Annotated in this window: 27 protein-coding genes; 17 read left to right on the plus strand and 10 right to left on the minus strand. The window is 70.8% G+C overall.

Annotated elements, in window-relative coordinates:
- Nucleotides 1–11: 11 nt before the first annotated feature.
- From cofG to ACH3VR_RS00560, 6 genes are all read left to right on the plus strand, one after another.
- Nucleotides 12–2,351, plus strand: a complete 2,340-nt coding sequence (gene cofG, locus ACH3VR_RS00535; RefSeq protein WP_396638797.1) for a 7,8-didemethyl-8-hydroxy-5-deazariboflavin synthase CofG — start codon at nucleotides 12–14, stop codon at nucleotides 2,349–2,351.
- Nucleotides 2,348–3,856 carry a flavin-containing monooxygenase gene (locus ACH3VR_RS00540; protein WP_396638798.1) on the plus strand — a complete coding sequence of 503 codons (1,509 nt, stop codon included), beginning with the start codon at nucleotides 2,348–2,350 and terminating at the stop codon, nucleotides 3,854–3,856. The genes cofG and ACH3VR_RS00540 overlap by 4 nt, the downstream gene beginning before the upstream one ends.
- On the plus strand, nucleotides 3,853–4,863 hold the full coding sequence (gene fgd, locus ACH3VR_RS00545; protein ID WP_396638799.1) for a glucose-6-phosphate dehydrogenase (coenzyme-F420): 1,011 nt from the start codon (nucleotides 3,853–3,855) through the stop codon (nucleotides 4,861–4,863). The genes ACH3VR_RS00540 and fgd overlap by 4 nt, the downstream gene beginning before the upstream one ends.
- Nucleotides 4,860–5,492, plus strand: a complete 633-nt coding sequence (gene cofC / locus ACH3VR_RS00550; RefSeq protein ID WP_396638800.1) for a 2-phospho-L-lactate guanylyltransferase — start codon at nucleotides 4,860–4,862, stop codon at nucleotides 5,490–5,492. The genes fgd and cofC overlap by 4 nt, the downstream gene beginning before the upstream one ends.
- Before the next feature lie 111 nt (nucleotides 5,493–5,603).
- On the plus strand, nucleotides 5,604–6,431 hold the full coding sequence (locus tag ACH3VR_RS00555; protein ID WP_396638801.1) for a Cof-type HAD-IIB family hydrolase: 828 nt from the start codon (nucleotides 5,604–5,606) through the stop codon (nucleotides 6,429–6,431).
- 32 nt (nucleotides 6,432–6,463) lie between these two features.
- A complete protein-coding gene (locus ACH3VR_RS00560; protein WP_396638802.1) occupies nucleotides 6,464–7,309 on the plus strand; it encodes an aldo/keto reductase in 846 nt (281 codons plus the stop codon).
- 85 nt (nucleotides 7,310–7,394) lie between these two features.
- Here the strand turns inward: ACH3VR_RS00560 and ACH3VR_RS00565 are convergent, their stop codons facing one another.
- The 8 genes from ACH3VR_RS00565 to ACH3VR_RS00600 all read right to left on the minus strand — a co-directional run bounded on the left by ACH3VR_RS00565 (nucleotide 7,395) and on the right by ACH3VR_RS00600 (nucleotide 12,613).
- Complete coding sequence (locus ACH3VR_RS00565) at nucleotides 7,395–8,141, minus strand: SDR family oxidoreductase (protein ID WP_396638803.1); 747 nt, start codon at nucleotides 8,139–8,141, stop codon at nucleotides 7,395–7,397.
- Between the two features lie 139 nt (nucleotides 8,142–8,280).
- A complete protein-coding gene (locus tag ACH3VR_RS00570) occupies nucleotides 8,281–9,231 on the minus strand; it encodes a DMT family transporter (RefSeq protein ID WP_396638804.1) in 951 nt (316 codons plus the stop codon).
- A 30-nt stretch (nucleotides 9,232–9,261) separates the two neighbouring features.
- The gene (locus tag ACH3VR_RS00575) at nucleotides 9,262–9,447 is read right to left on the minus strand and encodes a DUF1918 domain-containing protein (RefSeq protein ID WP_396638805.1); all 186 of its coding nucleotides are present in this window, start codon (nucleotides 9,445–9,447) and stop codon (nucleotides 9,262–9,264) included.
- A 71-nt stretch (nucleotides 9,448–9,518) separates the two neighbouring features.
- Nucleotides 9,519–9,761, minus strand: coding sequence for a hypothetical protein (locus tag ACH3VR_RS00580; RefSeq protein ID WP_396638806.1), 243 nt, complete (start codon nucleotides 9,759–9,761; stop codon nucleotides 9,519–9,521).
- Nucleotides 9,762–9,815: 54 nt separating this feature from the next.
- Complete coding sequence (locus ACH3VR_RS00585; protein ID WP_396638807.1) at nucleotides 9,816–10,232, minus strand: VOC family protein; 417 nt, start codon at nucleotides 10,230–10,232, stop codon at nucleotides 9,816–9,818.
- A gap of 94 nt (nucleotides 10,233–10,326) precedes the next feature.
- Entirely contained in the window at nucleotides 10,327–10,713 is a 387-nt protein-coding gene (locus ACH3VR_RS00590) for a SpoIIAA family protein (protein ID WP_396638808.1), read from the minus strand.
- Between the two features lie 45 nt (nucleotides 10,714–10,758).
- Entirely contained in the window at nucleotides 10,759–11,754 is a 996-nt protein-coding gene (locus ACH3VR_RS00595; RefSeq protein ID WP_396638809.1) for a DNA-3-methyladenine glycosylase family protein, read from the minus strand.
- A gap of 103 nt (nucleotides 11,755–11,857) precedes the next feature.
- Complete coding sequence (locus ACH3VR_RS00600) at nucleotides 11,858–12,613, minus strand: winged helix-turn-helix domain-containing protein (RefSeq protein WP_396638810.1); 756 nt, start codon at nucleotides 12,611–12,613, stop codon at nucleotides 11,858–11,860.
- Nucleotides 12,614–13,093: 480 nt separating this feature from the next.
- Here ACH3VR_RS00600 and ACH3VR_RS00605 point away from each other — a divergent pair, with 480 nt between their 5' ends.
- The 5 genes from ACH3VR_RS00605 (at nucleotide 13,094) to ACH3VR_RS00625 (ending at nucleotide 15,216) form a co-directional block, all read left to right on the plus strand.
- Complete coding sequence (locus tag ACH3VR_RS00605; RefSeq protein WP_396638811.1) at nucleotides 13,094–13,393, plus strand: GNAT family N-acetyltransferase; 300 nt, start codon at nucleotides 13,094–13,096, stop codon at nucleotides 13,391–13,393.
- Nucleotides 13,394–13,428: 35 nt separating this feature from the next.
- Nucleotides 13,429–13,866 (plus strand): DUF1622 domain-containing protein, encoded by a 438-nt coding sequence (locus ACH3VR_RS00610; RefSeq protein ID WP_396638812.1) that lies wholly within the window; start codon nucleotides 13,429–13,431, stop codon nucleotides 13,864–13,866.
- 99 nt (nucleotides 13,867–13,965) lie between these two features.
- Nucleotides 13,966–14,226 (plus strand): hypothetical protein, encoded by a 261-nt coding sequence (locus tag ACH3VR_RS00615; RefSeq protein WP_396638813.1) that lies wholly within the window; start codon nucleotides 13,966–13,968, stop codon nucleotides 14,224–14,226.
- A 1-nt stretch (nucleotide 14,227) separates the two neighbouring features.
- On the plus strand, nucleotides 14,228–14,758 hold the full coding sequence (locus tag ACH3VR_RS00620) for a hypothetical protein (RefSeq protein WP_396638814.1): 531 nt from the start codon (nucleotides 14,228–14,230) through the stop codon (nucleotides 14,756–14,758).
- Between the two features lie 29 nt (nucleotides 14,759–14,787).
- Nucleotides 14,788–15,216 carry a cupin domain-containing protein gene (locus ACH3VR_RS00625; RefSeq protein WP_396638815.1) on the plus strand — a complete coding sequence of 143 codons (429 nt, stop codon included), beginning with the start codon at nucleotides 14,788–14,790 and terminating at the stop codon, nucleotides 15,214–15,216.
- An 11-nt stretch (nucleotides 15,217–15,227) separates the two neighbouring features.
- Here ACH3VR_RS00625 and ACH3VR_RS00630 read toward each other — a convergent pair whose 3' ends face one another.
- Nucleotides 15,228–15,965 carry an alpha/beta fold hydrolase gene (locus ACH3VR_RS00630; protein WP_396638816.1) on the minus strand — a complete coding sequence of 246 codons (738 nt, stop codon included), beginning with the start codon at nucleotides 15,963–15,965 and terminating at the stop codon, nucleotides 15,228–15,230.
- A gap of 141 nt (nucleotides 15,966–16,106) precedes the next feature.
- On the opposite strand from ACH3VR_RS00630, the gene ACH3VR_RS00635 reads away from it, so the two are divergent.
- The 6 genes from ACH3VR_RS00635 (at nucleotide 16,107) to ACH3VR_RS00660 (ending at nucleotide 24,315) form a co-directional block, all read left to right on the plus strand.
- Nucleotides 16,107–17,162 (plus strand): LacI family DNA-binding transcriptional regulator, encoded by a 1,056-nt coding sequence (locus tag ACH3VR_RS00635; RefSeq protein ID WP_396638817.1) that lies wholly within the window; start codon nucleotides 16,107–16,109, stop codon nucleotides 17,160–17,162.
- A 122-nt stretch (nucleotides 17,163–17,284) separates the two neighbouring features.
- The gene (locus ACH3VR_RS00640; protein ID WP_396638818.1) at nucleotides 17,285–18,595 is read left to right on the plus strand and encodes an ABC transporter substrate-binding protein; all 1,311 of its coding nucleotides are present in this window, start codon (nucleotides 17,285–17,287) and stop codon (nucleotides 18,593–18,595) included.
- Nucleotides 18,596–18,651: 56 nt separating this feature from the next.
- Nucleotides 18,652–19,680 carry a carbohydrate ABC transporter permease gene (locus tag ACH3VR_RS00645; RefSeq protein WP_396638819.1) on the plus strand — a complete coding sequence of 343 codons (1,029 nt, stop codon included), beginning with the start codon at nucleotides 18,652–18,654 and terminating at the stop codon, nucleotides 19,678–19,680.
- On the plus strand, nucleotides 19,680–20,564 hold the full coding sequence (locus ACH3VR_RS00650) for a carbohydrate ABC transporter permease (RefSeq protein WP_396638820.1): 885 nt from the start codon (nucleotides 19,680–19,682) through the stop codon (nucleotides 20,562–20,564). The genes ACH3VR_RS00645 and ACH3VR_RS00650 overlap by 1 nt, the downstream gene beginning before the upstream one ends.
- The gene (gene yicI / locus ACH3VR_RS00655) at nucleotides 20,564–22,795 is read left to right on the plus strand and encodes an alpha-xylosidase (RefSeq protein ID WP_396638821.1); all 2,232 of its coding nucleotides are present in this window, start codon (nucleotides 20,564–20,566) and stop codon (nucleotides 22,793–22,795) included. Before ACH3VR_RS00650 ends, yicI begins: the two co-directional genes overlap by 1 nt.
- Nucleotides 22,796–22,887: 92 nt before the next feature.
- Nucleotides 22,888–24,315 (plus strand): GH1 family beta-glucosidase, encoded by a 1,428-nt coding sequence (locus ACH3VR_RS00660; protein WP_396638822.1) that lies wholly within the window; start codon nucleotides 22,888–22,890, stop codon nucleotides 24,313–24,315.
- A gap of 109 nt (nucleotides 24,316–24,424) precedes the next feature.
- Here the strand turns inward: ACH3VR_RS00660 and ACH3VR_RS00665 are convergent, their stop codons facing one another.
- Nucleotides 24,425–24,844 carry a nitroreductase/quinone reductase family protein gene (locus ACH3VR_RS00665; protein WP_396638823.1) on the minus strand — a complete coding sequence of 140 codons (420 nt, stop codon included), beginning with the start codon at nucleotides 24,842–24,844 and terminating at the stop codon, nucleotides 24,425–24,427.
- Nucleotides 24,845–24,897: the final 53 nt, after the last annotated feature.

Below are 24,897 nucleotides of genomic sequence, written 5' to 3' on the forward strand. Positions count from 1 at the left end.
CGAAGGCCCGCATGAACCCCGTGATCTCTGCGCCCGTCGTGTCTGTCGACGAGGCCGAGCGCTTGCTCGAGTCCGCCGACCTCGACGCCCTGCTCGTCCGCGCCTCCGCGCTGCGCGACGAGGGCCTCGCCGCGGCCGGCCGGCCGGGCGTCATCACGTACTCGCGCAAGGTGTTCGTGCCGCTCACGACGCTGTGCCGCGATCGCTGCCACTACTGCGTCTTCGTCGACACCCCGGGGCAGCTGCGCCTCAAGCGCGCGCCGCTCTACATGTCGGACGAGCAGATCCTCCGCGTCGTGCGGGCCGGGCAGGCCCTTGGCTGCAAAGAGGCGCTCCTCACGCTCGGCGACCGCCCCGAGGCACGCTGGCCCGAGGCCCGTGCGTGGCTCGACGAGCACGGCTACGCGTCGACGCTCGACTACGTCGCGCACGCCGCCCGGCTGATCACGGCCGAGACGGGATTGCTCGCCCACCTCAACCCCGGCGTGATGTCGGCGTCGGAGCTGCGCGAGCTGCGCCCGACCGCGCCGTCGATGGGCATGATGCTCGAGACGACGTCCCGCGCGATCTTCGACGAGCCCGGCGGCGCGCACTACGGCTCGCCCGACAAAGACCCCGATGTGCGCCTGCAGGTCATCGACGACGCCGGCGCCGCCGGCATCCCGTTCACGACCGGCATCCTCGTGGGGATCGGCGAGAGCGTGCGCGACCGCGCCGAGTCGCTCATCGCCCTGCGCGACCTGCACGCGCGGCACGGCCACGTGCAGGAGGTCATCGTCCAGAACTTCCGGGCCAAGCCGGGGACGGCGATGCGGGGCGCTGCGGATGCCGCGCTCCTTGAGTACATCGCGACCGTCGCCGTCGCGCGGATCGTCCTCGGGCCGCACATGCGCATCCAGGCGCCGCCGAACCTCAGCGACCCCGCCGAGCTCGACCTGCTCGTGCGCGCCGGTGTCGACGACTGGGGCGGCGTGTCGCCGCTCACCGCCGACCACGTCAACCCCGAGCGCCCCTGGCCGCACCTCGACGACCTCGCTGCGCTGACGGCGGCGTCGGGGTTCGAGCTGCACGAGAGGCTGACGGCGCACCCGGAGTTCATCGGGGACGCGGACCGCTGGATCGACCCCGGGCTGCACGACGCCGTCGCCGCGCTCGCGGATCCGGCGACGGGTCTCGCCGCCGTTCGGCCCGCCCCCATTCCGGGCCATTCCACCGAATTCGGACGGACTCGCAGTGAGGCATCCGGATCCGGTCGAATCGCCCGGGGAAGCGGCAGTGGCCGGGGGAGTAATGGCCGGGGGAGCAGCAGCGGAGTCCCGGCTCTCGCCGAGCGCGCCGCGCAGGACCCGACCGCCCTCGACGACGCCGAGTGGGTCGCACTCCTCACGGCGTCGGGCGCCGACCTCGACGCCGTCGTGGGCACCGCCGACGAGGTGCGCCGCTACACGGTCGGCGAGGCCGTGAGCATGGTCGTCAACCGCAACCTCACGTCGTCGCACCTGCGCCACGCGCCTGGGCCGCCGCCCGAGTTCTCGATTCGGGATGCCGCGGCGATCGCGCAGGACGCCGTCGAGCTCGGCGCGACCGAGGTGTGCGTGCAGGGCATGCTGCCGGCATCCGAGGACCCGCGGCTGTACCTCGACCTCGCCCGCGCGATCACGACCGCCGCCCCGTCGCTGCACCTGCACGCCTACCGGCCGCAGGACATCGCCGACCTCGTCGACCGCTCCGGGCTGGGCCTCGCGGAGGCGTTCGAGGCTGTGAAGGGCGCCGGCGTCAAGACCGTCCCCGGTACCGGGGTCAAGATCCTGAGCGAGCGCGTGCGCGCCGAGGTCGCGCCCGGCGACCTCGAGATCGACCGGTGGATCGAGCTCATGACGGCCGCGCACCGCGCCGGCTTCCGCTCGACCTCCGTGATCTTCTACGGCCACGTCGAGACGGCTGCCGAGCGCATCGCGCACCTGCGCGCCCTCCGCGCGATCCAGACCGAGACGAGCGGCTTCACGGAGTTCGTCCCGATCCCGCTGCCCGGCTGGGGCGTGCCGCTCGTCCCAGGCCGCGCCCCGCTCCACGAGCACCGCGCGATGGTCGCGGTCTCGCGGCTGCTGCTGGCCGGCAGCATCCCGCACATCCAGATCCCGTGGACCCGGCACGGGCGCGACCTCGCGATCGACCTCCTCGCGGCGGGCGGCGACGACCTGGGCGGCACGCTCCTCGACGGTCGCGTGCTGCCCGAGTCGGGGATCGAACAGGGCCTCGAGTTCCCGCTCGCGGACGCCGCCGCGCTCGTCGCGAAGACGCTCCGTCCGTTCCGCGAGCGCACGACAGACTACGGCCAGGTGTCACCGTGACGAGGCGATCGGTCGAGATCGCGATCGTCGGAGCGGGCTTCGCGGGCCTCGCCGCCGCGATGACGCTGCGCGACGCGGGCCACGACGTCGCGGTGTTCGAGCGCGCCGATCGGGTCGGCGGCACGTGGCGCGAGAACACGTACCCCGGCGTCGCGTGCGACGTGCCCTCGCACCTCTACGGCCTCGCGCGGCATCCCGAACCGAACTGGTCGGCGGAGTTCGCGCCCGGCGCGGAGATCCAGGCGTATCTCGAGCGCGTCGCGGCCCGCGAGCGTTTCGACGTGACCTTCGACGCCCCACTCCTCGACGCCGACTGGGATCAGGATGCTTCGACGTGGCGCCTGCGGTTCGGCGGCGCCCAGCCGGCCGAGGTCGACGCCGAAGTGCTCGTCCTCGCCTGCGGCCGGCTCGCCGAGCCGCGCATCCCCGCCGTCGCGGGGCTCGAGTCCTTCCCAGGGCCGATCTTCCACACCGCCCGGTGGGACCACGGCGTCGACCTCGCGGGGCGGAACGTCGCCGTCGTCGGGTCGGGGGCCAGCGCCGTGCAGGTCGTGCCGGAGCTCGCGCGACGGGCTGCGAGCGTCACGCTCTTCCAGCGGAGCGCGGCCTGGATCGTCCCGCGCGGCGGCCGGCCGTTCACCGACGCCGAGCGGCAGCGCTTCGCCGAACATCCCGAAGAGCTCGCCGCACTCCGTGCGCGGCTCGATGCCGAGGGCGAGGCGCGGTTCTCGTCGCGTTCCGGGGGAGCGGATGCCGCCGCGGCCGAAGCCGCCGCACGCGCGCACCTCGCGACGCAGGTCTCCGATCTCCGGCTGCGCGAGCTCCTCACCCCCGACTACGCCTTCGGCTGCAAGCGCGTGCTGCTGTCGGACGACTTCTATCCCGCCGTCGCCTCGGGGGGCGTCGCGCTCGAGCCGAGCGCGCTCGCCGCCGTCGAGCACGACGAGCTGGTCGCGGCATCCGGAGTCCGCCACGGCGGGATCGACGTCGTGGTCTTCGCGACGGGCTTCCAGACGACCCGGCAGCCGTATGCGACCTTCGTCCGCGGGGAGGGGGGAACGGCGCTCGCGGAGCACTGGGCGGCCGGCATGACATCGTTCGCGTCGACCGTCGTCGCGGGGTTCCCGAACCTCTTCGTGCTCAACGGCCCCAACGCGTCGCTCGGTCACACGTCGTCGGTCCTGATGCTCGAGGCGCAGGCCGAGTTCGCGGCCGAGGCCCTGTCGCGGCGCGCGCCCGGCGGGGTGCTTCGGGTGACGCCCGAGGCCGAGCAGGCTTACACGCGCATGGTCGACGAGCGCGCCGCCGGCACGCCGTGGCTGACGGGCGGATGCCGCAATTGGTACGTCGACGAGCGCTCGCGCCGGCTCACCCTCGTGTGGCCCGGAACGGTCGCCGACTATCGCGCCGTGATCGGCGCCACAGGCGGGTCGGAGTTCGACACGGAAGGTCCGGCGGTGCCGGTCGCAGGTCCGGCGCTGCCGGTGAACGGAGGACAGGCATGACGGTTCCCATCCGGTTCGGGTACAAGGCCTCGGCCGAGCAGTTCGGCCCCGCGGAGCTCCTCGACTACGCCGTGCTCGCCGAGGAGATGGGGTTCGACTCGGTCTTCGTGTCGGACCATCTGCAGCCCTGGCTGCACGAAGGCGGCCACGCCCCGGCATCCGTCCCCTGGCTCGGCGCGCTCGGAGCGAAGACCTCGCGCGTGCTCATCGGCACGTCGGTGCTGACGCCGACGTTCCGGTACAACCCGACGGTGGTCGCGCAGGACTTCGCAACGCTCGGGGTCATGTACCCCGGGCGTGTGATCCTCGGCGTCGGCACCGGCGAAGCCCTCAACGAGGCGAATCTCGGCATCCCGTGGCCCGATCCGCCCGAGCGGTTCCGGCGGCTGAAGGAGGCCATCGGCCTCATCCGGCGGCTGTGGTCGGAGGATCGCGTCAACTTCGACGGCGAGTTCTACACGACCCGCAACATCACGATCTACGACAAGATGGACGACCCCGTGCCGATCTACATCGGCGCGGCCGGCCCCGCCGCCACTCGTCTGGCAGGGCGCATCGCCGACGGGTTCATCACGACGAGCGGCAAGAAGCGCGAGCTGTACACCGACACGCTGCTGCCGGCGCTGCACGAGGGCCTCGAGAAGGCCGGGCGGCCTGACGACGCGATCGACACCCTCATGGAGATCAAGGTCTCGTACCATCCCGACCGTCAGGTCGCGATGGACAAGACACGGTTCTGGGCGCCGCTCGCGCTGAGCCCCGAGGAGAAGATGGGCGTCGACGACCCGCTCGAGATGCAACGCCTCGGCGAGGAGCTGCCGATCGAGCGCGCGGCATCCCGGTTCATCGTCTCCGACGACCCCGACGAGCACATCGAGCGCATCGCCTGGTACATCTCGCTCGGCTTCCGCCACCTCGTCTTCCACGACCCGGGCGCCGACCAGGCGGACTTCCTGCGGCGCTACGGCGCGGAGATCCTGCCCAAGCTCCGGGAGCGCTTCTCGTGACAGCCGCCTGGACGGTCGTGCTGCCGGTCAAGCACGCGGCGCGTGCGAAGTCGCGCCTGGCGAGCCTGCGCGGCCCAGGCATCGCCCGAGCGATCGCGCTCGACACGATCGACGCCGTCGCGGCGTGCGAGGCCGTCGCGCGCGTCGTCGTCGTGACCGACGACAGCGAGCTCGCGGCCCTCGTGGCCCCCGGCGTCGAGGTCGTGGCCGACCTCGAGCGGGCCGGGCCCGACGCCGCGATCGCCTCCGTCATGGCGACGCTGCCGGTCGCCTCGCCGCGTGCGGCGCTGCTGGCAGACCTTCCCGCCCTGCGTCCCGCCGACCTCGCGGCGGTGCTCTCGTCGGCGGGACCCATCGAGCGGGGAGTGATCCCGGATGCCGAGGGCACCGGGTCGACCCTCGTGACGACCGCACCGGGCGTCGTCTGGCGCTCGGCGTTCGGCGCCGACTCGTTCGCGCGGCACGTCGCGCTCGGATGCGTCCCGATCCCGGTCGATGAGGACTCGTCGGTGCGGCGCGACGTGGACACCCCGGCGCACCTCGCCGCGGCAGCCGAGCTCGGACTCGGGCCGCGCACCGCCGAGTGGTGGGCCGCGGCATCCGCTCGACCGGCCGTCACCACTGCGTAGCGCCTCCGATCGCCGAACCCACGCTCATTTGTCGACCCCAGACTCATCGGGCGGCCATCGAGTGTGGGCTCGAGCGACGAGTGTGGGCTCGGCGCCCCGTACCGTAGAACGGTGACTCGACGACACGACATCAAGCTCATCGCGGTCGACATGGACGGAACGCTGCTCGACGGCGACGGACACATCCCCGACGAGCTGTGGCCCCTGCTCGACGAGCTCGACGAGCACGGCATCCTTTTCGCACCCGCGAGCGGGCGGCAGCTAGCCACGCTCCGCCGCTCGTTCGACCACGCGCGCGACGACGTCGTGTACATCGCCGAGAACGGCGCCTACGTCGTGCGCGGCGACGACGAGATCAGCTCCGACGGCCTCGACCCCGACTTCGCGGCATCCGGCATCCGTCGTGTCCGGGCGCTCACAGGCCGGGGCTTCGACCTCGGACTCGTCGTCTGCGGCAAGCGCTCGGCGTACATCGAGCGGACGGAGGCCGCCTTCCGCGCCGAGAGCGAGCGCTACTACGCGAATCTCGAGATCGTCGACGACCTGCTCGAGGTCGACGACCAGGTGCTCAAGCTCGCCGTCTTCGACTTCGTCGATGCCGAGCAGTCGGAGCCCGAACTCGCCGACCTGCGCGAGACCCACCAGGTCGTCGTGTCGGGCCACCACTGGATCGACGTCATGAACGCCGGCGTCAACAAGGGCGTCGCGCTCGAGCGGCTGCAGCGGGCTCTCGGCGTCACGCGCGAGCAGACCGTCGCGTTCGGCGACTACCTCAACGACCTCGAGCTGCTCGACGCGGCGGCGTACTCGTTCGCGATGGCCAACGCGCACCCCGACGTGCTCGAGCGCGCGCGTCACCGCGCACCCTCGAATGTCGAGCAGGGCGTGCTCACGACCATCCGTCGACTGCTCGACGGCGAGGACGTCTCCGCCGGATAGCGGGCCCCCTCGGCGCGCGGCAGGATGGGGTCATGCCCACCATCCCCACTGTCACCCTGAACGACGGCACCGAGTTCCCCGAGCTCGGCCTCGGCACCTACAACCTGCGCGGCGACGCCGGCATCGACTCCATGGTCGCCGGCATCTCGTCGGGCTACCGGCTGCTCGACTCCGCCGTGAACTACGAGAACGAGGCGGAGGTCGGCGCCGCCGTGCGGCGGGCCGGCGACGAACTGGGCGTCGGACGCGACGAGCTCATCGTCACGACCAAGATCCCCGGGCGCGACCACGGCTACGACCCGACGATGGCGAGCGCCGAGGCATCCCTCGCGGCCCTCAAGCTCCAGCGCATCGACCTGTACCTCATCCACTGGCCGAACCCGAGCGTCGGGAAGTATCTGGAGACGTGGCAGGCGATGATCGCCCTCCGCGAGGGCGGGCTCGTCCGTTCGATCGGCGTCTCGAACTTCACCGAGGCCATGCTGCGCGAACTCATCGACGAGACGGGCGTCACCCCCGCGGTCAACCAGGTCGAGCTGCACCCGTACTTCCGGCAGAGTGAGCTGCGCGCGTTCCACCGCGAGCACGGCATCCGCACCGAGAGCTGGAGCCCGCTCGCGCGGCGCACCGAGCTGCTGACCGAGGGTGTTGTGGGGGAAGTCGCTTCGGCTCACGGCGTCTCGCCGACCCAGGCCGTGCTGCGCTGGCACGTGCAGCTCGGCTCCACGCCGATCCCGAAGTCGGCCGACCCCGCACGTCAGGTCGAGAACGCCGATGTCTTCGGCTTCGAGCTCACAGAGGACGAGGTCGCGGCGATCTCGGGCCTCGAGCGCGGCCGCCTCTGGGGCGCCGACCCGAACCACCACGAGGAGATGTAGCCCGCGCTGCCTGACCTGGGTGGGCGCATTTCGTCGCCTCGGGCGGGGGAGGTGACGAATTGCGCCCGCTGAAGCCGCGTGGGGGTCAGGGGCGAAGCGCCGTGAGCCACTCGGCGAAGGTCTGGACGCCGAGCTCAGCGTCGGCGCCGGGGAGCAGTGAACCGTCGCGCTGGGCGCGGCCCAGTTCGCCGGGCAGGCTCACGGGGATGACAGGGCCGCGCAGTCCTGCGGCATCCCGGTAGCCGCGGACCATGTCGACGAACGTCTCCTCCCGCGGGCCGCCGAAGTCCGGGGCGCGACCGCCAATCGGCTCCCGCTCTGCGAGGTCGACGAGACGCGCGCCGACCTCGCGCACGGCGACCGGCTGCGTGCGTCCGCGTGGCGCCGCATGGAGCGGCCCGAACGCGGCGAACTTCCAGGCCTGGCGCGCGAACTCATGGAATTGGGTCGTGCGGGCGATCGTGAACGGGATGCCTCCGGCCGCGGTCGCGTGCTCCTGGGCGAGCTTGCCGCCGTACAGCGCAAAAGACGCGGCGCGGTCGCAGCCGACGATCGACAGCACCACGAGGTGCCGCACACCGGCAGTCGCACCGGCGCCGGTCAGTGAGGCTGTCACCGCCTTGTGGAACCCGGTCGGGTCGACCTTGCCCTGCACGCCCGTCGCGTCGACGATCGCGTCGACGCCCTCGAGCGCGTGCGCGACGCCGGTCCCGGCGACGAGGTCGACGCCTGTGGAGCGGGCGAGCACGACGACGTCATGACCGCGCTCCTTCGCGACGGCGACAGCCTGGGCGCCGGCCTGACCGGTGCCTCCCGCGACGGCGATCCTCATGGGCGTACTCCCTCGGGTCGATGCGCGCCTCGGCTCCTGGGCGCCGCCTCGACGCTACTCGCCCGGCCCGTCGGCACGCTCGCGGGTCTCTCCAGGCCGAGATACCCCGAGCCCGTCACCGCCGGAAGCCGGTCAGCGCCTACCGTGCGGGATCGTCGGCACGCACTTCTGGCGCGAGGTCCGCGGGCTCGGGGAGCCCGGTGCCCGGAGGGCTCGGCTCAACGTCGGGCTGGGCGAGCGTCGCGATGAGCACTCCGAAGAGCGCGACCGCACCGCCGAGCGCCTTGACCGGGTCGAGCGGTTCGCCGAGCAGCAGCGCGAAGCCGTAGCCGAGCGCGGGGATCGCCGCCGTCGCGACGCCCGAGATCGCCGCGGGCACGCGCTCGGCGCCGTAGTTGAAGAGCACGAGCGTCGGTGCGGTCACGATCAGTGCGAGCGCGAGGATGCTCAGGATGCCGCGCCCGTCCGTGGGCACTGCGGCGCTGCCGACCGCGACCTCCCATCCGAGCCAGGGGAGCATGAGCGCCGTGCCCCACACGCCCGTCGCGGTGGCCAGCACGAGCGCATCGGGGCCGTCGTCCCGATCGCCGTGACGTCGCAGCAGCACCGTGTAGATCGCGTACGACGCGAGCGCGACGATGTTGAGCACGACGCCCAGGTCGAAACGGAACCCGGATGCCGCGACCAGCCCGACTCCGATCGTCGCGAGCACGAGCCCCACGAGCGTGCGCCGGGTGAGGCGCTCGCTGATCATGACGACGGCGGCGATCGCTGTGAGGACGGGAAGCAGCGAGACGACGAGTGCCGCGGTGCCGGGGGTCGTGAAGAGCAGGCCGATGTTCGCGAAGGAGTAGTAGAGCGTGACGCCCGTGAGCCCGAGCAGGATCGTGCGCGGGTCGCGCAGGGTGCGGACGAAGTGCCGGCGTCGCGCGGCGAGCGGCACGAGCACGATCAGTGCGATCGCGAAGCGCGAGACCGACAGCACGGCGGGCGAGGCCGTCGCGAGCGCCCAGCCGGAGAGAACATAGGCCATCGACCACAGCACGACCGACAGCCCGATCGCCCCGAGCGGCAGCCAGCGCTTCGACACGAGGGATCAGTCTAGGCGCGCCGCCGCGGCTCAGCTGACGTGCAGGATCTCGCAGTCCGTCCCCGGCGAGATGATCGCCTCATGTCCGTCGTCGAACCGGACGACGAGGAGCGGATCGTCGGCATGGCCGCGCAGCTCCACGACCTCGCCGGTCCGCTCGGCCATTCCGACCGCGCGTCCGTGGATGAGCACTCGGTCGCCCACTGTCGCTTGCATGGCATACCTCCTGCCGTCAGGCTACGACCGAGCGGCGCCTTCCGGGAAGAGCGAAGCGACGACGGCGCGGGCTAAAGCCGCGCGCCGTCGTCGTCTTCGTCGTACATGTCGGGCGTGCGCCCGCGCCAGGACTCGTACGCCATGATCCAGCCGATCGCGACGATCGCCGCGATGGCGAGCCCCAGCCAGATGCTGCCCAGCACGAGGCCCACGATCGCGCCGACCACCAGCAGCACGATCGTGCCGACGATCCAGCCCACGCGGCCGCGGGGCCAGCCCCGGCCCGGCCGGCCCGACTCACCCGATTGCGTCATGTCGTCAGCCTAGGGCCGGGCCCACACGGCGGATGCCTTCGCGCGGCGGCGACCTCAGCCCTGCGCGGCGTTGAGAGCGACCATCCAATCGATGCCGAACTTGTCGCGCAGCATCCCGAAGCGGCCGCCCCACGGCGGGGTGTCGTACGGCATCGTGACGGTGCCGCCCTCGGACAGGCCGTCCCAGAACCCCTGGAGCTTCGCCTCGTCTTCGCCGCTCACCGAGACCGAGCTGCCGCCCGGCTCGCGGTACGGCATGCTCGACGGGGTGTCGGAGGCCATGAGCACGAAGCCGTCGGGGCTCGTGAGCTGCGAGTGCATCACGAGGTCTTTCTCCGCGGGGTCTTGCACCATGCCCTCGAAGTCGCCGAACGTCGAGATCTGCAGGTCGCCGCCGAACACGCTCTGGTAGAACTCGATCGCGTCACGCGCGTTGTCTTTGAACGAGAGGTATGGGTTCAGGCTCAGCATGGGACTCCTCCTCGGGGTCGATGGTCGGGATCCGCCGCTCTCGGTCGGGCGGCGCGACCCAGTGTGCTCGGGGCCTCCGACATCCGCAAGAGACTCAGGCTTCGGCGTCCGCGACCTTCTCGCCCGCCGCCCAGTCGATCGCCGTCTGAAGGTCGGCGAGGGCGAACAGCCGGAACTCGGCCGGCATGAGGAATCCCAGTCCATGCACCATCTCGCCGAGCACCTTCCGGTTCGTCACGAGCGCGACGCGACCCCATGATCCCTCCGGCTTGCCCTCGAGGAGCACGTCCTGCCAGAGGGCGCTCAGCGAATAGCGGCTGAAGTCCTCGCCGAGCACGAAGACGATGTTGAGCTTCTGCCCCTTCGCGACAGCCGCGTCGATCGCGGGGTCGAGCACCGAGCGGTAGTCGGATGCCTCGACGACGCCGACGGCGCGGAAGCCGAGCACTCCGGGGGGCAGGTCGGGAATCGGGTCGATCATGCCCTCATCCTGGCGGGTGCCCCGATCGCGCCGCCAGGGGGTTGGTCAGCGCTCGCGATGGTCTTCCGGATGCAGTCGCGGCCCACGCTTGGCCTCTCGCACGCCGCTCAGGCCGATGAGCCGGATGACGCGCTGCCGATGCCCGGCCCACGGAGCCAGGAGCTCGAGCATGCCGTCGTCGTCGGTGCGCGCGCCCGCGAGTGCGAAGCCCACCTCGTGGGCGAGGTGGTAGTCGCCGACGCTGACGGCGTCGGGGTCGCCGTACGCGCGGATGCGCGTCTCGGCGCTCGTCCACGGACCGACGCCGCGCAGACTCACGAGCACGCGCTCGCGCGTCTCGCCGTCGGCGGCCGCCTCGACTGTGCGCACGATCGCGTCGCCGCGCTGGGAGACCTCGACGACGGTGCGGGCCTGCGGCGGCTCGAGCCCCGCACGATGCCATGCCCAGGAGGGGATGCCCCGCCAGTCGTCGATCGTCGGCGGCGCGAACATCGGCCGGGGCGTCGGGCCGGGAGCCCGCTCGCCGAACCAGGTCACGATGCGCCGCCACGCGCCGAACGCCTGCATGCCGGTGACCTTCTGCTCGAAGATCGCACTCGCGAGGGCGTCGAAGAGGAGGTCGGTGCGGCTGAGACGCAGCCCCGGGTTGCGGCGATGCGCGTCGGCGACGAGGGGATGGATGCCTGCCTCGAAGCTCGTGACATCGTCGCGCTCGCCGCAGAGGGCCGGAAGCTGGCTCAGCGCCCACCCCGCTCCGGGCCCCCAGGCCGCTCCGCGCACGACGCCCTTCGACGTCTCGCGGAGAGCGAGCGTCGCGACGCCCTCGGGCGTGCGGCTCGCGCGCCAGATGACGGCGCCGTCCGTCGTCATCGTGGGATCGCCCGCGCCGCGGCGCTGATACAGCACCGTGCGCGCGAAGTCGAGCGGATACCGTGGCCGGTACTCGGTCTCGAGCGCCCGGCCGTGGTCCGGGCGAGGGTCACGCGAACGCTGTCCGGGGCCGCCGGGCAGCGCCCGGATGCGAGACAGCGAGGTGGTCATGGCCTCACCCTACGCGCCGGGTTCCGACATCCCTCATCCGGCCGTTCCGGTGGTGCGAATCGCTGTCTCGCGGCAGCACCTGCCGCCCGAGCGAGCGAACCACTCAGAAGCGGTCGGGCGAAGGCGTGCCGTGGCCGTAGCGGATGACGACGTCGGCGTGACGGTCGAAGCGGTAGCCGACGCCGCGCACCGTGCGCACGATGTCTTCGTAGCGGCCGAGCTTGGCGCGCAGACGACGCACGTGCACGTCGATCGTGCGCTCGCCCGGAGCATCGTCGTCGCCGGCCTGCCACAGCGACGAGACGAGCTCGTTGCGCTCGATCGTGCGGCCCTCGCGCAGCACGAGGTACTGCAGCAGCTCGAACTCCTTGAAGGTGAACGCGGCCGACTCGCCCTCGATCAGGACGCGCTTGCGCGAGATGTCGACGACCACGCCGCCGGCGGTGCGCTCGTCGTCCTCGGGCTCTTCCTGCTTCGTGCGTGCCACGGCCGACGGCTCGTGCAGCGCGAGACGCACCACGTCGACGTCGCGGCCGCCGGCGCCCACGGGCGCGAGGGCGACCGTGGCGTAGGTCTCGGCGTTGGGTGCGAGATCGGCGATCGTGCGGCGCAGCGCATCGACGAGAAGGGGCAGCGAGACGCCTGCCGCGGCGGCCTTGACCTCGTCGAGGCCGACGTAGAGGGCGAACCCGCGGGGAGCGGTGCCGGGGGGAAGGTTGCGCTGCGCGGGGGCGGCGGGGGCCTCGACGGCTGCGGCCGGAGCGGCGGGAGCCGTGGGCACGGGGGCCGTCACCGCGCGCAGGTGGCGGACGGGAGCGGTCGGGGCGGAAGTGCGGTCGAGAAGAGCGGTGGTCGACATGATGACGAAGTCCTTGCGGGAGTCCGGCGGAAGCCGGTGATGTGTCGTTGTTCGGCCCGAAGGCCGGGCCCTGGGGGCCGTGTGCGAGGCATCGTGACGCGCGAAGGGGTGGGGCGCATCGATGCTTCGGGGACTCGTCGCGGGGCTCCTATGATCAGGAGCCGGCGCCGCGGCGTGGTCCGGCAGGGGTCACCGAATCAGCGGCACATTCGACAACACATGGCAACGCGGCCGGCCATCATCATGCCGGCAGCCCCGTTCGCCTCCCAGGCGGACAGTGAGCGTGCGTTGTCAGTCATGCGCCCGATTATGTCGGACTGGGTCCAAATATGTCAAATCGCACGGATGCTGCCGCGTGACCGTCGCCAAACGTGACAGATTGCTCAATCCTGCGGGGAGGCCCCTCGAACGCTCTGCGTGATCGCCGGGAACGCCCTGGTATTCAGACCCGGTGTCCTCGCGCGGGCGTACCCTGTCGGGGTGACCCAGCTGACCTTCGCGCACGAGCCGGACGCCTCGCGGTACACACTCTCGAAGGGTGCCGACCTCGTGAGCGTGCTCGACTACCGCGACGACGGCCGGAGCGTCGCGATGACCCGCGCCTACACGGTGCCGACCTTCCGCGGCCACGGTTACGCGGGCGAACTCGTCGACCGCGCCGTCGCGCAGCTCGAGGCGAGCGGCGATCGCTCGGTGGTGCCCGTGTGCTGGTACGTCGCGGACTGGTTCACCGACCACCCCGAGCGCGCGTCGATCCTGCAGCACCGCCGCTCCGCCTAGCGCTCCTGCGCTGCCCGCGCCCCTACTCTGGGCGCGTGGACATCCACGAGGTCTTCACCGCCGTCGCCGTCGGCTTCGAAGCGATCGGCGCCACGGTGATGGTGGTCGGCTTCGTCATCGCGGTCGTGCTCGGCATCCGCTCCCTGTCGCGCCGCGAAGGCGCGCACGCCGCCTACACGGCGCTGCGCACCGCGCTGGGGGCCGCGATCCTCCTGGGCCTGGAGGTGCTCGTCGCGGCCGACCTCGTGCGCACGATCACGTCGAAGCCCTCGCTGGAAGAGGCGCTGATCCTCGGGATCATCGTGGTCATCCGCACGATCCTGTCGATCTCGATCCAGATCGAGATCGACGGCGTCGCGCCCTGGCGGCGTGCCCTCCTCACCAGCGGCGGTCAGCTTCTCGGCCGCGCCGTCGCACAGGACCGGGATGCCGCGGCGCGTGCCGCAGCGCACCGCGACGAGCCGCCCGCCTGAGTTCCCGCCCCTCGCCGTAGCCGCCCTCGGCGAGGGCGTCAACCCCGTGACCCGCGGGCGGCGCGCGGGGAAGGGTGGGAGCGTCGAGAGGAGCGCATCATGCGACACGACAAGGATCTTCCGGAGGGCGTCGTCGACGCCGATCCAGCGGGCGGCTGGGAAGACCGCCGCGCGGCGGACGGCGAGACCTCGGAACGCTCCGACCAGCAGAGCGAAGACCTGATGGCCGACGGCTGGGTCGCGGACATCCCTGTCGCCGCGAACGCCGCGGGCGGCACCGATGTCGGCTCGGTGGAGGGCGACGGGCCCACGCAGGGCGCCGACCCCGATCTCGCGACCGACCAGGGCGAGGAGGGCTGACATGTCGACGACGGGCAACGAGTTCGAGCGCCCCGGGGTGAACTACCCCGACCGCGAAGACACGGAAGGCGCGACGGACACTCCGAGCGAGGGCGAGCCGACACGCGACGAGCCGACACGCGACGAGCCGGCTGCCGCGACCGAGGAGACCGGCACGCCGGAAGCGCCCGAGCCCACCCACGAGGCGGTCGGCGTGGGCGTGATCGACGACGGCACGAGTGTCGTGAATCCGCAGGCGCTGGGTGGCCACCAGGGGCGGGACGGCGGGCGCGACACCATGAGCGCGAGCCAGGCGCAGAAGGCGGGAGCACTCGGCACCGAGCAGGAGCAGCGGCTGCCTGCGATGTCGCAGAACAACGCGAGCGACATCGAGAAGGTGTCGGGCATCGTCGTGCAGACGCGCGCCGACGTCGTCGACATGCCGTTCGAGCGCGTCGTCGAAGTGCTCGCACAGCGCCTCGATCAGGCCGGCGTGAGTCTGCCCGAACGCGACGTGGAGGAGCTGGCACGCCAGATCACGACGGGGGAGTGAGTGTCGTCGGGCGCGGTTAGAGTGGCGCCGTGAGCGACTATCAGGTGCTGGAGATCGGCGCGCTCGACGAGTGGCGCGACCATTACGGCGGGTTCCGTCCGGAGAGTTCCCGCGACGGACGGCGCGTCGTCGACCACGAACTCGAGATGCAGTTCATCGGACTCACGGCGAACGCGCTCGAGCCGGGCGAAGAGGCGGGCTACTGGCATGCGCACGCGCGCATCGAGGAGCTGTACGTCTTCCTCGGCGGCCGCGGCCAGATGGGGCTCGACGACGACGTCATCGACGTCGAAGGAGGCACCGTCGTGCGGGTCGGTCAGGGCGTGTGGCGCACCTGGCGCGCGTCACCCGAGAGCCCGGGGCAGCTGCGCTGGCTGTGCATCCGTGCCGGCGGCTACGAGCTGCCGCATTTCCCCGACGACAGTCAGCGCGACGAGGACCGCCCGTCGCCCTGGTGAGCCCTCGGGCCTCAGCGCGATGCCGCGAACGCCGTGATCGCGGCGGCAGCGGGCGCGGCATCCCGGATCATCGTCTCGTGACCGTGATCGGGCACTTCCACGAGCGTCGCATCGGGGATCAGTCGCGCGACCTCGGCGCACCAGTCCGCCCGCGACACCAGGTCGTGCTCCCCGCGCAGCACGAGTGCCGGCACGAGGACGTGGGGCAGCGCGTCCTCCGGGCGATGTCGCAGCATCGCGCGGAACTTCAAGCGCACATTGGGCCCGGCCCGCAGGTACTCGCGAGCTCCGCGCGCCCAGACGACGGGGTCCTCGATCGCGATGTCCTGCAGCAGGCGGGCGATCTGCAGCGACGCACGCCGGGCGCGCGGATCGACCGTCGGCCCCGCGAGCACGACGCGCCGGACGGTCGAGGGATGCCGCGATGCGACCTCGACCGCGACCTGCGCGCCCATCGAGTGCCCGACGAGCGTGACGTCGGGGTACTCCTGGCGTTTGAGGAAGGCCGCGACGACATCGGCGTTGCGCTCGACCGTCAGGGTCTTGGGCGGCTCGGGGGCATCGCCGTAGCCGGGCAGGTCGAGGGCGATCACGCGGGCGTGCGACGAGAGCAGCCTCGTGAGGTCGCCGAAGACCTTCCGGCCCATGCCGATCCCGTGCACGAGGACGAAGGTGCGCGGGCCGCTGCCGTGCTGTTCGTAGACGATCGTCGCCCCGCGCCACGAGAAGCGTCGTGCGGGGGAGGCCATGCCCTCGAACGTACCTGAGGACGAATATGTTGCTCATCCCCACGAAAGGGTTGCGCCGCAGGCCGAACTGTGCGTAACATGCCTGTCGAAGCGCTTCCGCGAAGCGCTTCGACTCTCGGAGAATCGGGAGCCCGATCCACGGTGGCACAGCAGCCGCCCCGCACGACGGAGTACGCGATGGTGAAGATCAACGAGGTGGCGGCGGCCGCCGGCGTCTCGATCAGCACCGTGTCGTACGCCCTCAGCGGCAAGCGGCCCGTCTCGACCGAGACGCGCAAGCGCATCGAGAAGGCCGTCCGCGACCTCGGCTACAGCCCGAACGCCGGCGCCCGCATGCTCGCGGGGAGCCGCACCCACATCTTCGCCCTCACGGAGCCGCTCCGGCGCGACTCGCACGCGCCGACGCACATGTCGTTCGTGCTCGCGACGGCGGTCGCCGCGCGCCGCAACGACTACGACATCCTGCTGCTGACGGAGGAGCAGGCGTCGGCGGGCATGGCCCGCGTCGCCTCGAGCGGGCTCGTCGACGCGATCCTCGTGCTCGACGTCGCACCCGACGACGAGCGCGTCGCGCTCGCCCGCTCGATCGAGACGCCCACGATCTTCGTCGGTGTTCCCGACGACCACGAAGGCCTCGTCTGCGTCGACCTCGACTTCGAGGCCGCCGCGGCGCTGGCCGTCGACCGCGTCGTCGACGCGGGGCACCGTTCGATCGGGCTCGTCGGTCAGCCGCAGGTCGCGTACGAGAAGTCGAACTTCCCGCCCCGCGTGCGCAGGGCCTTCGAGCGCCGCGCGGCGGAGCGCGGCATCCAGTTCGACTTCCGCGTCTCGGGCGACCGCATGTCGAGCATCGAGGTCACGCGCCAGGCCGCCCGCAGCCTTGTCGACAACGGTGCGACGGCCCTCCTCGTGCACGCCGCCGACGACGTCCACAATGCCGTCATCGCCGAGGTCGTCGAGCTCGGGCTGAGCGTGCCCCGCGACGTCTCCCTCGTCTCCGTCGCCGCCTCGTTCGACACCTCTGTGCTGCCGATCCCCGTCGACGTCATCCCGCTCCTTCCCGAGCCGTCCTGCGATCTCGCCGTCGACCTCGCCGTCCGCAGCCTCACGCCGGAGCGCCCGACCCCGGGGCTGCACCTCATCCCGCCGGTCTACTACGACCGCAAATCCGTCGCGGCGCCCCCCGGCGCGCGCTGACTTCCGGCCCATCCCGCACCCAACTCAACATCGCACCCGCATCACAAAGGTCGAAGCGCTTCGACAGCTTCGACGAAACCCCTCTCTCCGGCGTCCCGGAGATCACGAAAGGAGTGCCGACGATGGCACGCAACTCATCAGCTCGCAGAAGGATGCTGGCGCTCGCCGGCTCCGTGACGGTGGCGGCGCTCGCGCTCGCCGGCTGCTCCGCCGGCGGCGACTCGAGCGGCAGCGACGCGCAGACCCTCAAGCTCTGGCACTACGAGGGCGAGGACAGCGCGATGGCCAAAGCGTGGAACGAGGCCATCAAGGTCTTCGAGAAGGAGACCGGCGCGAAGGTCGAATTCGAGCAGAAGTCGTTCGAGCAGATCCAGAAGACCGCGAGCCAGGTGCTCGACTCGGACGCCGCCCCCGACGTCATGGAGTTCAACAAGGGCAACGCGACGGCCGGCTTCCTGGCCAGCACGGGCCTCATCTCCGACATCTCCGATGCCGTCGAGGAGTACGGCTGGGCTGACAAGCTCGCCCCGTCGCTGCAGACGACCGCGAAGTACACCGACGCCGGCGTCATGGGCGGCGACACCTGGTACGGCGTCCCCAACTACGGCGAGTTCGTCGGCGTGTACTACAACAAGGACGCCTTCGCGAAGGCGGGCCTCGAGATCCCCACGACGTACGACGAGTTCGTCAAGGTGCTCGACGCCTTCGTCGCGCAGGGCATCACGCCGCTCGCCGAGGCGGGCGCCGAGTACCCGCTCGGACAGCTCTGGTACCAGCTGGCCCTGTCGAAGGCGGACCGCTCGTTCGTCGACGACTACCAGCTCTACAAGAACCCGGTCGACTGGCAGGGCCCCGAGCTCACCTACGCGACCGAGACCCTCAAGGACTACGTCGACAAGGGCTACATCGCCAAGGACGTCTCGTCGGTCAAGGCCGAGGACGCCGGCGTCTCGTTCATCAACGGCACCGCGCCGATCTTCGTGTCGGGCTCGTGGTGGTACGGCCGCTTCGTCGAGCAGGCCACCGGCTTCGACTGGACCTACCAGGCCTTCCCCGACTCGAAGCTCTCGCTCGGCTCGTCGGGCAACCTGTGGGTCGTGCCTGAGAACGCCAAGAACAAGGACCTCGCGTACAAGTTCATCGACATCACGATGCGTCCCGAGATCCAGGCGATCATCGGCAACAACGGCGGCCTGCCCGTCGCGGCCAACCCCGAGGACATCACCGACCCGAAGAGCCAGGAGCTGATCTCGACGTTCAACGGGATCCTCGAGAACGACGGCCTCTCGTTCTACCCCGACTGGCCCGCCGCCGGCTTCTACGACGTCATCGTCCAGCAGCTGCAGGGTCTCGTGACCGGCACGCAGGATGCCGCGAAGACGAACGAGAACCTCGGCTCGGAGTACGAAGCAGGAACAGCGGACTACCGCTGACCCGTTCGCGGGGGCGGCGGTCAGGCCCGCCGCCCCTGCCCCACTGGGAGTCGACAATGTCTGTTGAAACGAGCGCCGAACTCGGCGCTGCACGCGCCGACACCGGCGCCACGCGCGGGGACCGCCGCGCGACCCGCCCCGCCGCGCGCACCAAGCTTCCCCGCGAGGAGCCGTCGATCCCGCAGCGCAAGGGCGGCACCGCCGGGTACTGGCTCTACCTCCTGCCCGGCTTCGTCCTTCTGCTCGTGATCGTGGTCATCCCGCTCATCTTCAACGTCTACCTGACGTTCACGAAGTGGCGCGGGGTCCGCACTCCGGAGTTCATCGGCCTCGACAACTGGCTCAAGATCTTCTCCGACGAGAAGTTCTGGACGTCGTTCACGAACTCCGTCTGGATGGTCATCGCGATGGTCGTCGTCCCGACGACGATCGGCCTCATCGTCGCGGCGCTCCTGTTCGACGTCGTCGGACGCAAGTTCGGCGGCAAGGTCGGCAGCTTCCTGCGCGCCACCTTCTACCTTCCCCAGATCCTCCCCATCGCCGTCGCCGGCATCGTCATCGGCTGGATGTTCCGGCCGGGCGGCACGGGGGCGATGAACCAGATCCTGAGCATCTTCGGCATCCCCGCAGTCGACTGGCTCGGCCAGATGCCCTCCGCCCTGCTCGTCCTCATGGGCGTGCTCGTGTGGGTGCAGATCGGCTACCCGGTCGTGGTGTTCATGGCGGCGCTGCAGCGCGTCGACCCCGAACTGTACGAGGCCGCCGAGCTCGACGGCGCGAACTGGCTTCAGCGGTTCCGCGCCATCACGCTCAGCATCATCCGGCCCGAGGTGTTCGTCGTGACCCTCACGTGCACGATCGCGGCGCTGAAGGTCTTCGGTCCCGTCTACGTCATCACGCAGGGCGGCCCCGCCGGTGCGACCCTCGTGCCCGCGTACTACGCCTACACGGAGTTCTTCACGAAGCGCGACATCGGCTACGGAGCCACCATCGCCACCGTGCTGACCGTCCTCGTCGTCATCGTCTCGATCATCTTCATCCGCGTGCAGAGCTCGCTGGAGCGCAAGGAAAGGGCGGGACTGTGATGGCCGCCACCACCGCAATCGTCACCAAGGGCAAGCCGCGCCGCGCGCGCGGCGGAATGACCAAGAAGCGCCCGCTCGACTGGGTGCTGCTCGCCGCCGTGATCCTCGGCGCGATCGTCATCCTGGTGCCCTTCTACCTGATCCTCGTCAACGCGTTCAAGTCGCCCGTCGACTACGCGAACTCGGGGCCCTTCGCCCTCCCGCAGGCGATCGACCTCTCCGGCATCCAGGCCTTCTGGGAGCGCGTGAACTTCCCCCAGAAGGTGTGGAACTCGATCTTCATCTCGGGTGTGGTCGCGGTGCTCGCCGTGCTCATATCGGTGCTCAACGCGTTCGCGATCGGCATCGGGCGCGTGCGGGGCCGCACCTGGATCGTGCTGCTGTTCCTCCTCGCGAACCTGCTCCCGCAGGAGGCGCTCCTCTACCCGCTGTACTACATGTTCAAGTCGGTCGACCTGTACGACAGCGTGTGGTCGGTCATCATCGTCTTCACCGTCATCCAGGCGGCGTTCGGCACGTATCTGCTGTCGTCGGTCTACGGGACGTTCCCGAAGGAGGTCCTCGAGGCGGCATCCCTCGACGGAGCGTCGCGCTGGCAGATCCTGTGGCGCGTCGTCTTCCCGATCAGCCGCCCCACGCTGTCGGTGCTGCTCATCTTCTTCTTCATCTGGACGTGGAACGAGTTCCTCATCCCGCTGACGTTCCTTCCGTCGAACGACAACCAGACCGTCCCGGTCGCGATCAGCGTCCTGACCGGCGATCGACTGATGGACGTCACGACGACCGCGGGAGCGGCGCTCATCAGCATCATCCCGACGGTCATCTTCTTCCTCATCTTCCAGCGCACACTCACGCGCGGCATCACGGCAGGAGCAGTCAAGTAATGAAGTTCACCGACGGGTTCTGGCAGCTCAGGCCAGGCGTGACCGCGCTCTACGGCCAAGAGGCCTACGACATCGCGAAGGAGCGCTCTGCGGACGGCGACGCGCTCGTCATCACCGCCCCGACCAGCGTCATCGCCAAGCGCGGCGACACGCTCAACCGGGCCGTGCTCACCGTGACGCTCTCCTCGCCGATCGAGGGCGTCGTGCGTGTGCGCATCGCGCACCACGTCGGGCACGCGTGGCACGGCGGGTTCGAGCTCCCCGGAGCCGGCACGGGCCGCGGCTGCGTCTCGGTCACACACGAGGGCGGCGTGCTCACGACGGGCGGCCTCACGGCGCGGATCGCGCCGGGTGCGCCGTGGTCGCTCGCGTTCGAGGTCAACGGCAAGCGTGTGACGGGCTCGGGCGCGAAGGCGCAGGGATACGTCCAGCTCGCGGACGGAGCGGATGTCGCGCACGGCGTCGCCGGCAACGCCCGCACAGGCCTCGGGGCGCCGTCCTCGCACACCTACGTGCACGAGCAGCTCGATCTCGGCGTCGGCGAGCTCATCTACGGGCTCGGGGAGCGCTTCGGACCGCTCGTCAAGAACGGCCAGACCGTCGACATCTGGAACGCCGACGGCGGAACCTCGAGCGAGCAGGCGTACAAGAACGTGCCCTTTTACCTGTCGAACCGCGGCTACGGCGTGCTCGTCAACGACCCGGGCCACGTCTCGTTCGAGATCGGCTCTGAGGCCGTCGAGCGTGTGCAGTTCTCGACGGCGGGCGAGGTGCTCGAGTACTTCGTCATCGCCGGCCCGACCCCGAAGGACGTCCTCACGCGGTACACCGCCCTGAGCGGCCGTCCGCCGATCGTTCCCGCGTGGTCTTACGGCCTGTGGCTGTCGACGTCGTTCACGACCGACTACGACGAGGCGACCGTCACGTCGTTCATCGACGAGATGGCGGCGCGCGAGCTCCCCGTCTCGGTGTTCCACTTCGACTGCTTCTGGATGCGCGAGTTCAATTGGTGCGACTTCGAGTGGGACCCCCGCACCTTCCCAGACCCCGACGGCATGCTCGCGCGCCTGCACGACAAGGACCTCCGCGTCTGCGTCTGGATCAACCCGTACATCGGCCAGCGCTCGCCGCTGTTCGCCGAGGCGGCGTCGCTGGGCTACCTCGTCAAGCGTCCCGACGGCTCGGTGTGGCAGTGGGACCTGTGGCAGGCCGGCATGGGCCTCGTCGACTTCACGAACCCCGACGCGACGCTCTGGTACCAGGGTCACCTGCGCCGCCTCGTCGACCAGGGCGTCGACTGCTTCAAGACCGACTTCGGGGAGCGCATCCCGCTCGAGGTGTCGTGGGCCGACGGCTCCGACCCGTCGCGCATGCACAACCTCTATACGCAGCTGTACAACAAGGCCGTCCACGACGTCCTCGTCGAGGCGCGGGGCGAGGGCGACGCGGTGCTGTTCGCCCGCTCGGCGACCGCCGGCGGCCAGTCGATGCCCGTGCACTGGGGCGGCGACAACACCTCGACGTTCGAGTCGATGGCCGAGACCCTGCGCGGCGGCCTCTCCTTGGCGTTCAGCGGCTTCGCGTTCTGGAGCCACGACATCGGCGGCTTCGAGGGCACCCCCGACGCCGGCGTCTACAAGCGCTGGACCGCGTTCGGGCTGCTCGGCTCGCACTCGCGCTTCCACGGCTCCAACTCGTACCGCGTGCCGTGGGCGTTCGACGAGGAGGCCGTGGAGGTCACCCGGGTCTTCACCCACCTCAAGATGCAGCTCATGCCGTACCTGTTCCAGACGGGAGTGGATGCCGCATCCACGGGCATTCCGCTGGCTCGCCCGATGCAGCTCGAGTTCCCCGACGACCCCTCGGTCGCCTACCTCGACCGTCAGTACATGCTCGGCCCCTCGATCCTCGTGGCGCCCGTGTTCTCGCCGTCGGGCGACGTCGAGTTCTACCTGCCCGCGGGCACGTGGACGTCGCTGCTGACGGGTGAGGAGGTGCAGGGCGGCGGCTGGCGCCGCGAGAACCACGGGTTCACGTCGCTGCCGCTGTATGTGCGGTCTGGTGCCGTCATCCCGTGGGGTGCACGTCACGACCGGCCCGACTACGACTACCTCGACGGGCTGACGCTGCGCGTCTTCCCCGGCGGTTCCGGTACGACGACGGTGGCCGTCACGACCCCCGACGGCCGCTCCGAGTCGTTCACCGTCGACCTCGCGGAGGTGACGAAGTGACCACCCCCTCGAGCCAGACCCGTGAGACTCCAGTGGACCGCCGAGACCGTGGGTGGCACCCGCGCTCTCGGCAACCGGATGGAGGCTCACGGGTGGAAGGGCGGGCGGACTACCGCGACTCGGGGCTCGTGTTCCCGGAGACGTTCACGTTCGGGTCGGCGACGGCGTCGTACCAGGTCGAGGGCGCCACCTCCGAGGACGGCCGCGGCCCCTCGATCTGGGACACCTTCTCGAAGACGCCGGGCAGGGTCTGGAACGGCGACACCGGCGACGTCGCATGCGACCACTATCACCGGGTGGATGCCGACCTCGACCTCATGAAGGACCTCGGCCTCGACGCCTACCGGTTCTCGATCGCGTGGCCGCGCATCCAGCCGACTGGCACGGGCGCCGTCAACCAGAAGGGCGTCGACTTCTACTCGCGCCTCGTCGACGGCCTGCTCGAGCGCGGCATCAAGCCAGTCGCGACGCTTTACCACTGGGACCTCCCGCAGCCGCTGGAGGATGCCGGGGGCTGGCCTGTGCGCGCGACCGCCGACGCCTTCGAGGAGTACGCCGCCATCATGGGCGCTGCCCTCGGCGACCGCGTGCACACCTGGACGACGCTCAACGAGCCGTGGTGCTCCGCCTACCTCGGCTACGGCCAGGGCGGCCACGCGCCCGGCCGTCACGAGCCGGGCGCCGCGCTCGCCGCCGTGCACCACCTCAACCTCGCGCACGGACGGGCGCTCACGGCGCTGCGCGCGACGTCGACGGGGTCGCCCGACTACTCCGTGACGCTCAACTTCCACGTGCTGCGCGGAGCGGGGGACGGCGCCGCCGAGGCGATGCGCCGCATCGACGCCCTCGCGAACCGCGCATTCACGGGTCCGATGCTGCGGGGCGAGTACCCGGCGGACCTCGTCGAGGACACGGCATCCGTCACCGACTGGTCGTTCGTGCAGGAGGGCGACCTCGCCGCGATCCACCAGCCGATCGACGTGCTCGGCGTCAACTACTACTCGACTGCGACCGTGCGGCTGTGGGACGGCGTCTCGCCGAAGCAGATGAACGATGGTCACAAGGGCGCTGCCGGCGGCACGGCCTGGCCCGGCAGCGACCAGCTCGTCGAGTTCGCCCTGCAGCCCGGCCCGTACACCGAGATGGGCTGGAACATCGCGCCCGAGGGGCTCGAGGAGCTGCTCGTGTCGCTGTCGGAGCAGTTCCCCCAGCAGCCGCTCATGATCACCGAGAACGGCGCCGCGTTCGCCGACGAGGTGGCCGAGGACGGCTCGGTTCCGGATGCCGAGCGCCTCGACTACCTGCGCCGGCACTTCACCGCCGCGCACCGAGCCCTGTCTCGCGGCGTCGACCTGCGCGGTTACTTCGTCTGGTCGCTGCTCGACAACTTCGAGTGGGGCTACGGGTACGCCAAGCGGTTCGGCATCGTGCGGGTCGACTTCGACACGCTCGAGCGCACCGTGAAGGACTCGGGCCTCTGGTACGCCGATCTGGTGAAGGACCGCACCATCCCGGCTTGACCCCAGACCGCGAGACTGCAGCGGGTCGCCGAGACTGCGGGATCCTCCCGCTGTCTCGGCGACCCGTTGCAGTCTCGGAGATTTCCGCAGCGGCGAGCGGGGCGCCGCGCTATCGACGGCTGAGCTTGAGGACCGGGATGACTCGACTGGTGCGACGCTCGTAGTCCCCGAAGCCGGGGGCGCGCTGCGTGATCCGCGGCCAGGCGATCGCGCGTTCGTCCTCATCGAGCTCGCGCGCGGTGACCTCGACGGTGCCGTCATCGGGAGTCTCGACGACGGTCTGCGGGTGCGCACGGAGGTTGTGGTACCAGGACGGATTCTCGGGCGACCCGCCCTTCGAGGCCACGATCAGCCAGCCGCCGTCGTCCGTCGGGAAGCCCATGACGGGGCTGACACGCGCAGTCCCCGTGCGGGCGCCGACGTGATGCAGGAGCACGAGGCTCCGCCCGAAGTGGGGCACGTCGCCCCCGTTCGCGCGGAACGCCTCGATCACACCTTGGTTCCAGTCGCCGCGACCAGCCATGGACATGCGCCTCCTCGCTCGTTCGCCGTCATCGCCAGGCTAGGCGACGGCACGAGGGG

This window comes from Microbacterium alkaliflavum (assembly GCF_044325405.1).
Classification (GTDB): Bacteria; Actinomycetota; Actinomycetes; order Actinomycetales; family Microbacteriaceae; genus Microbacterium; species Microbacterium alkaliflavum.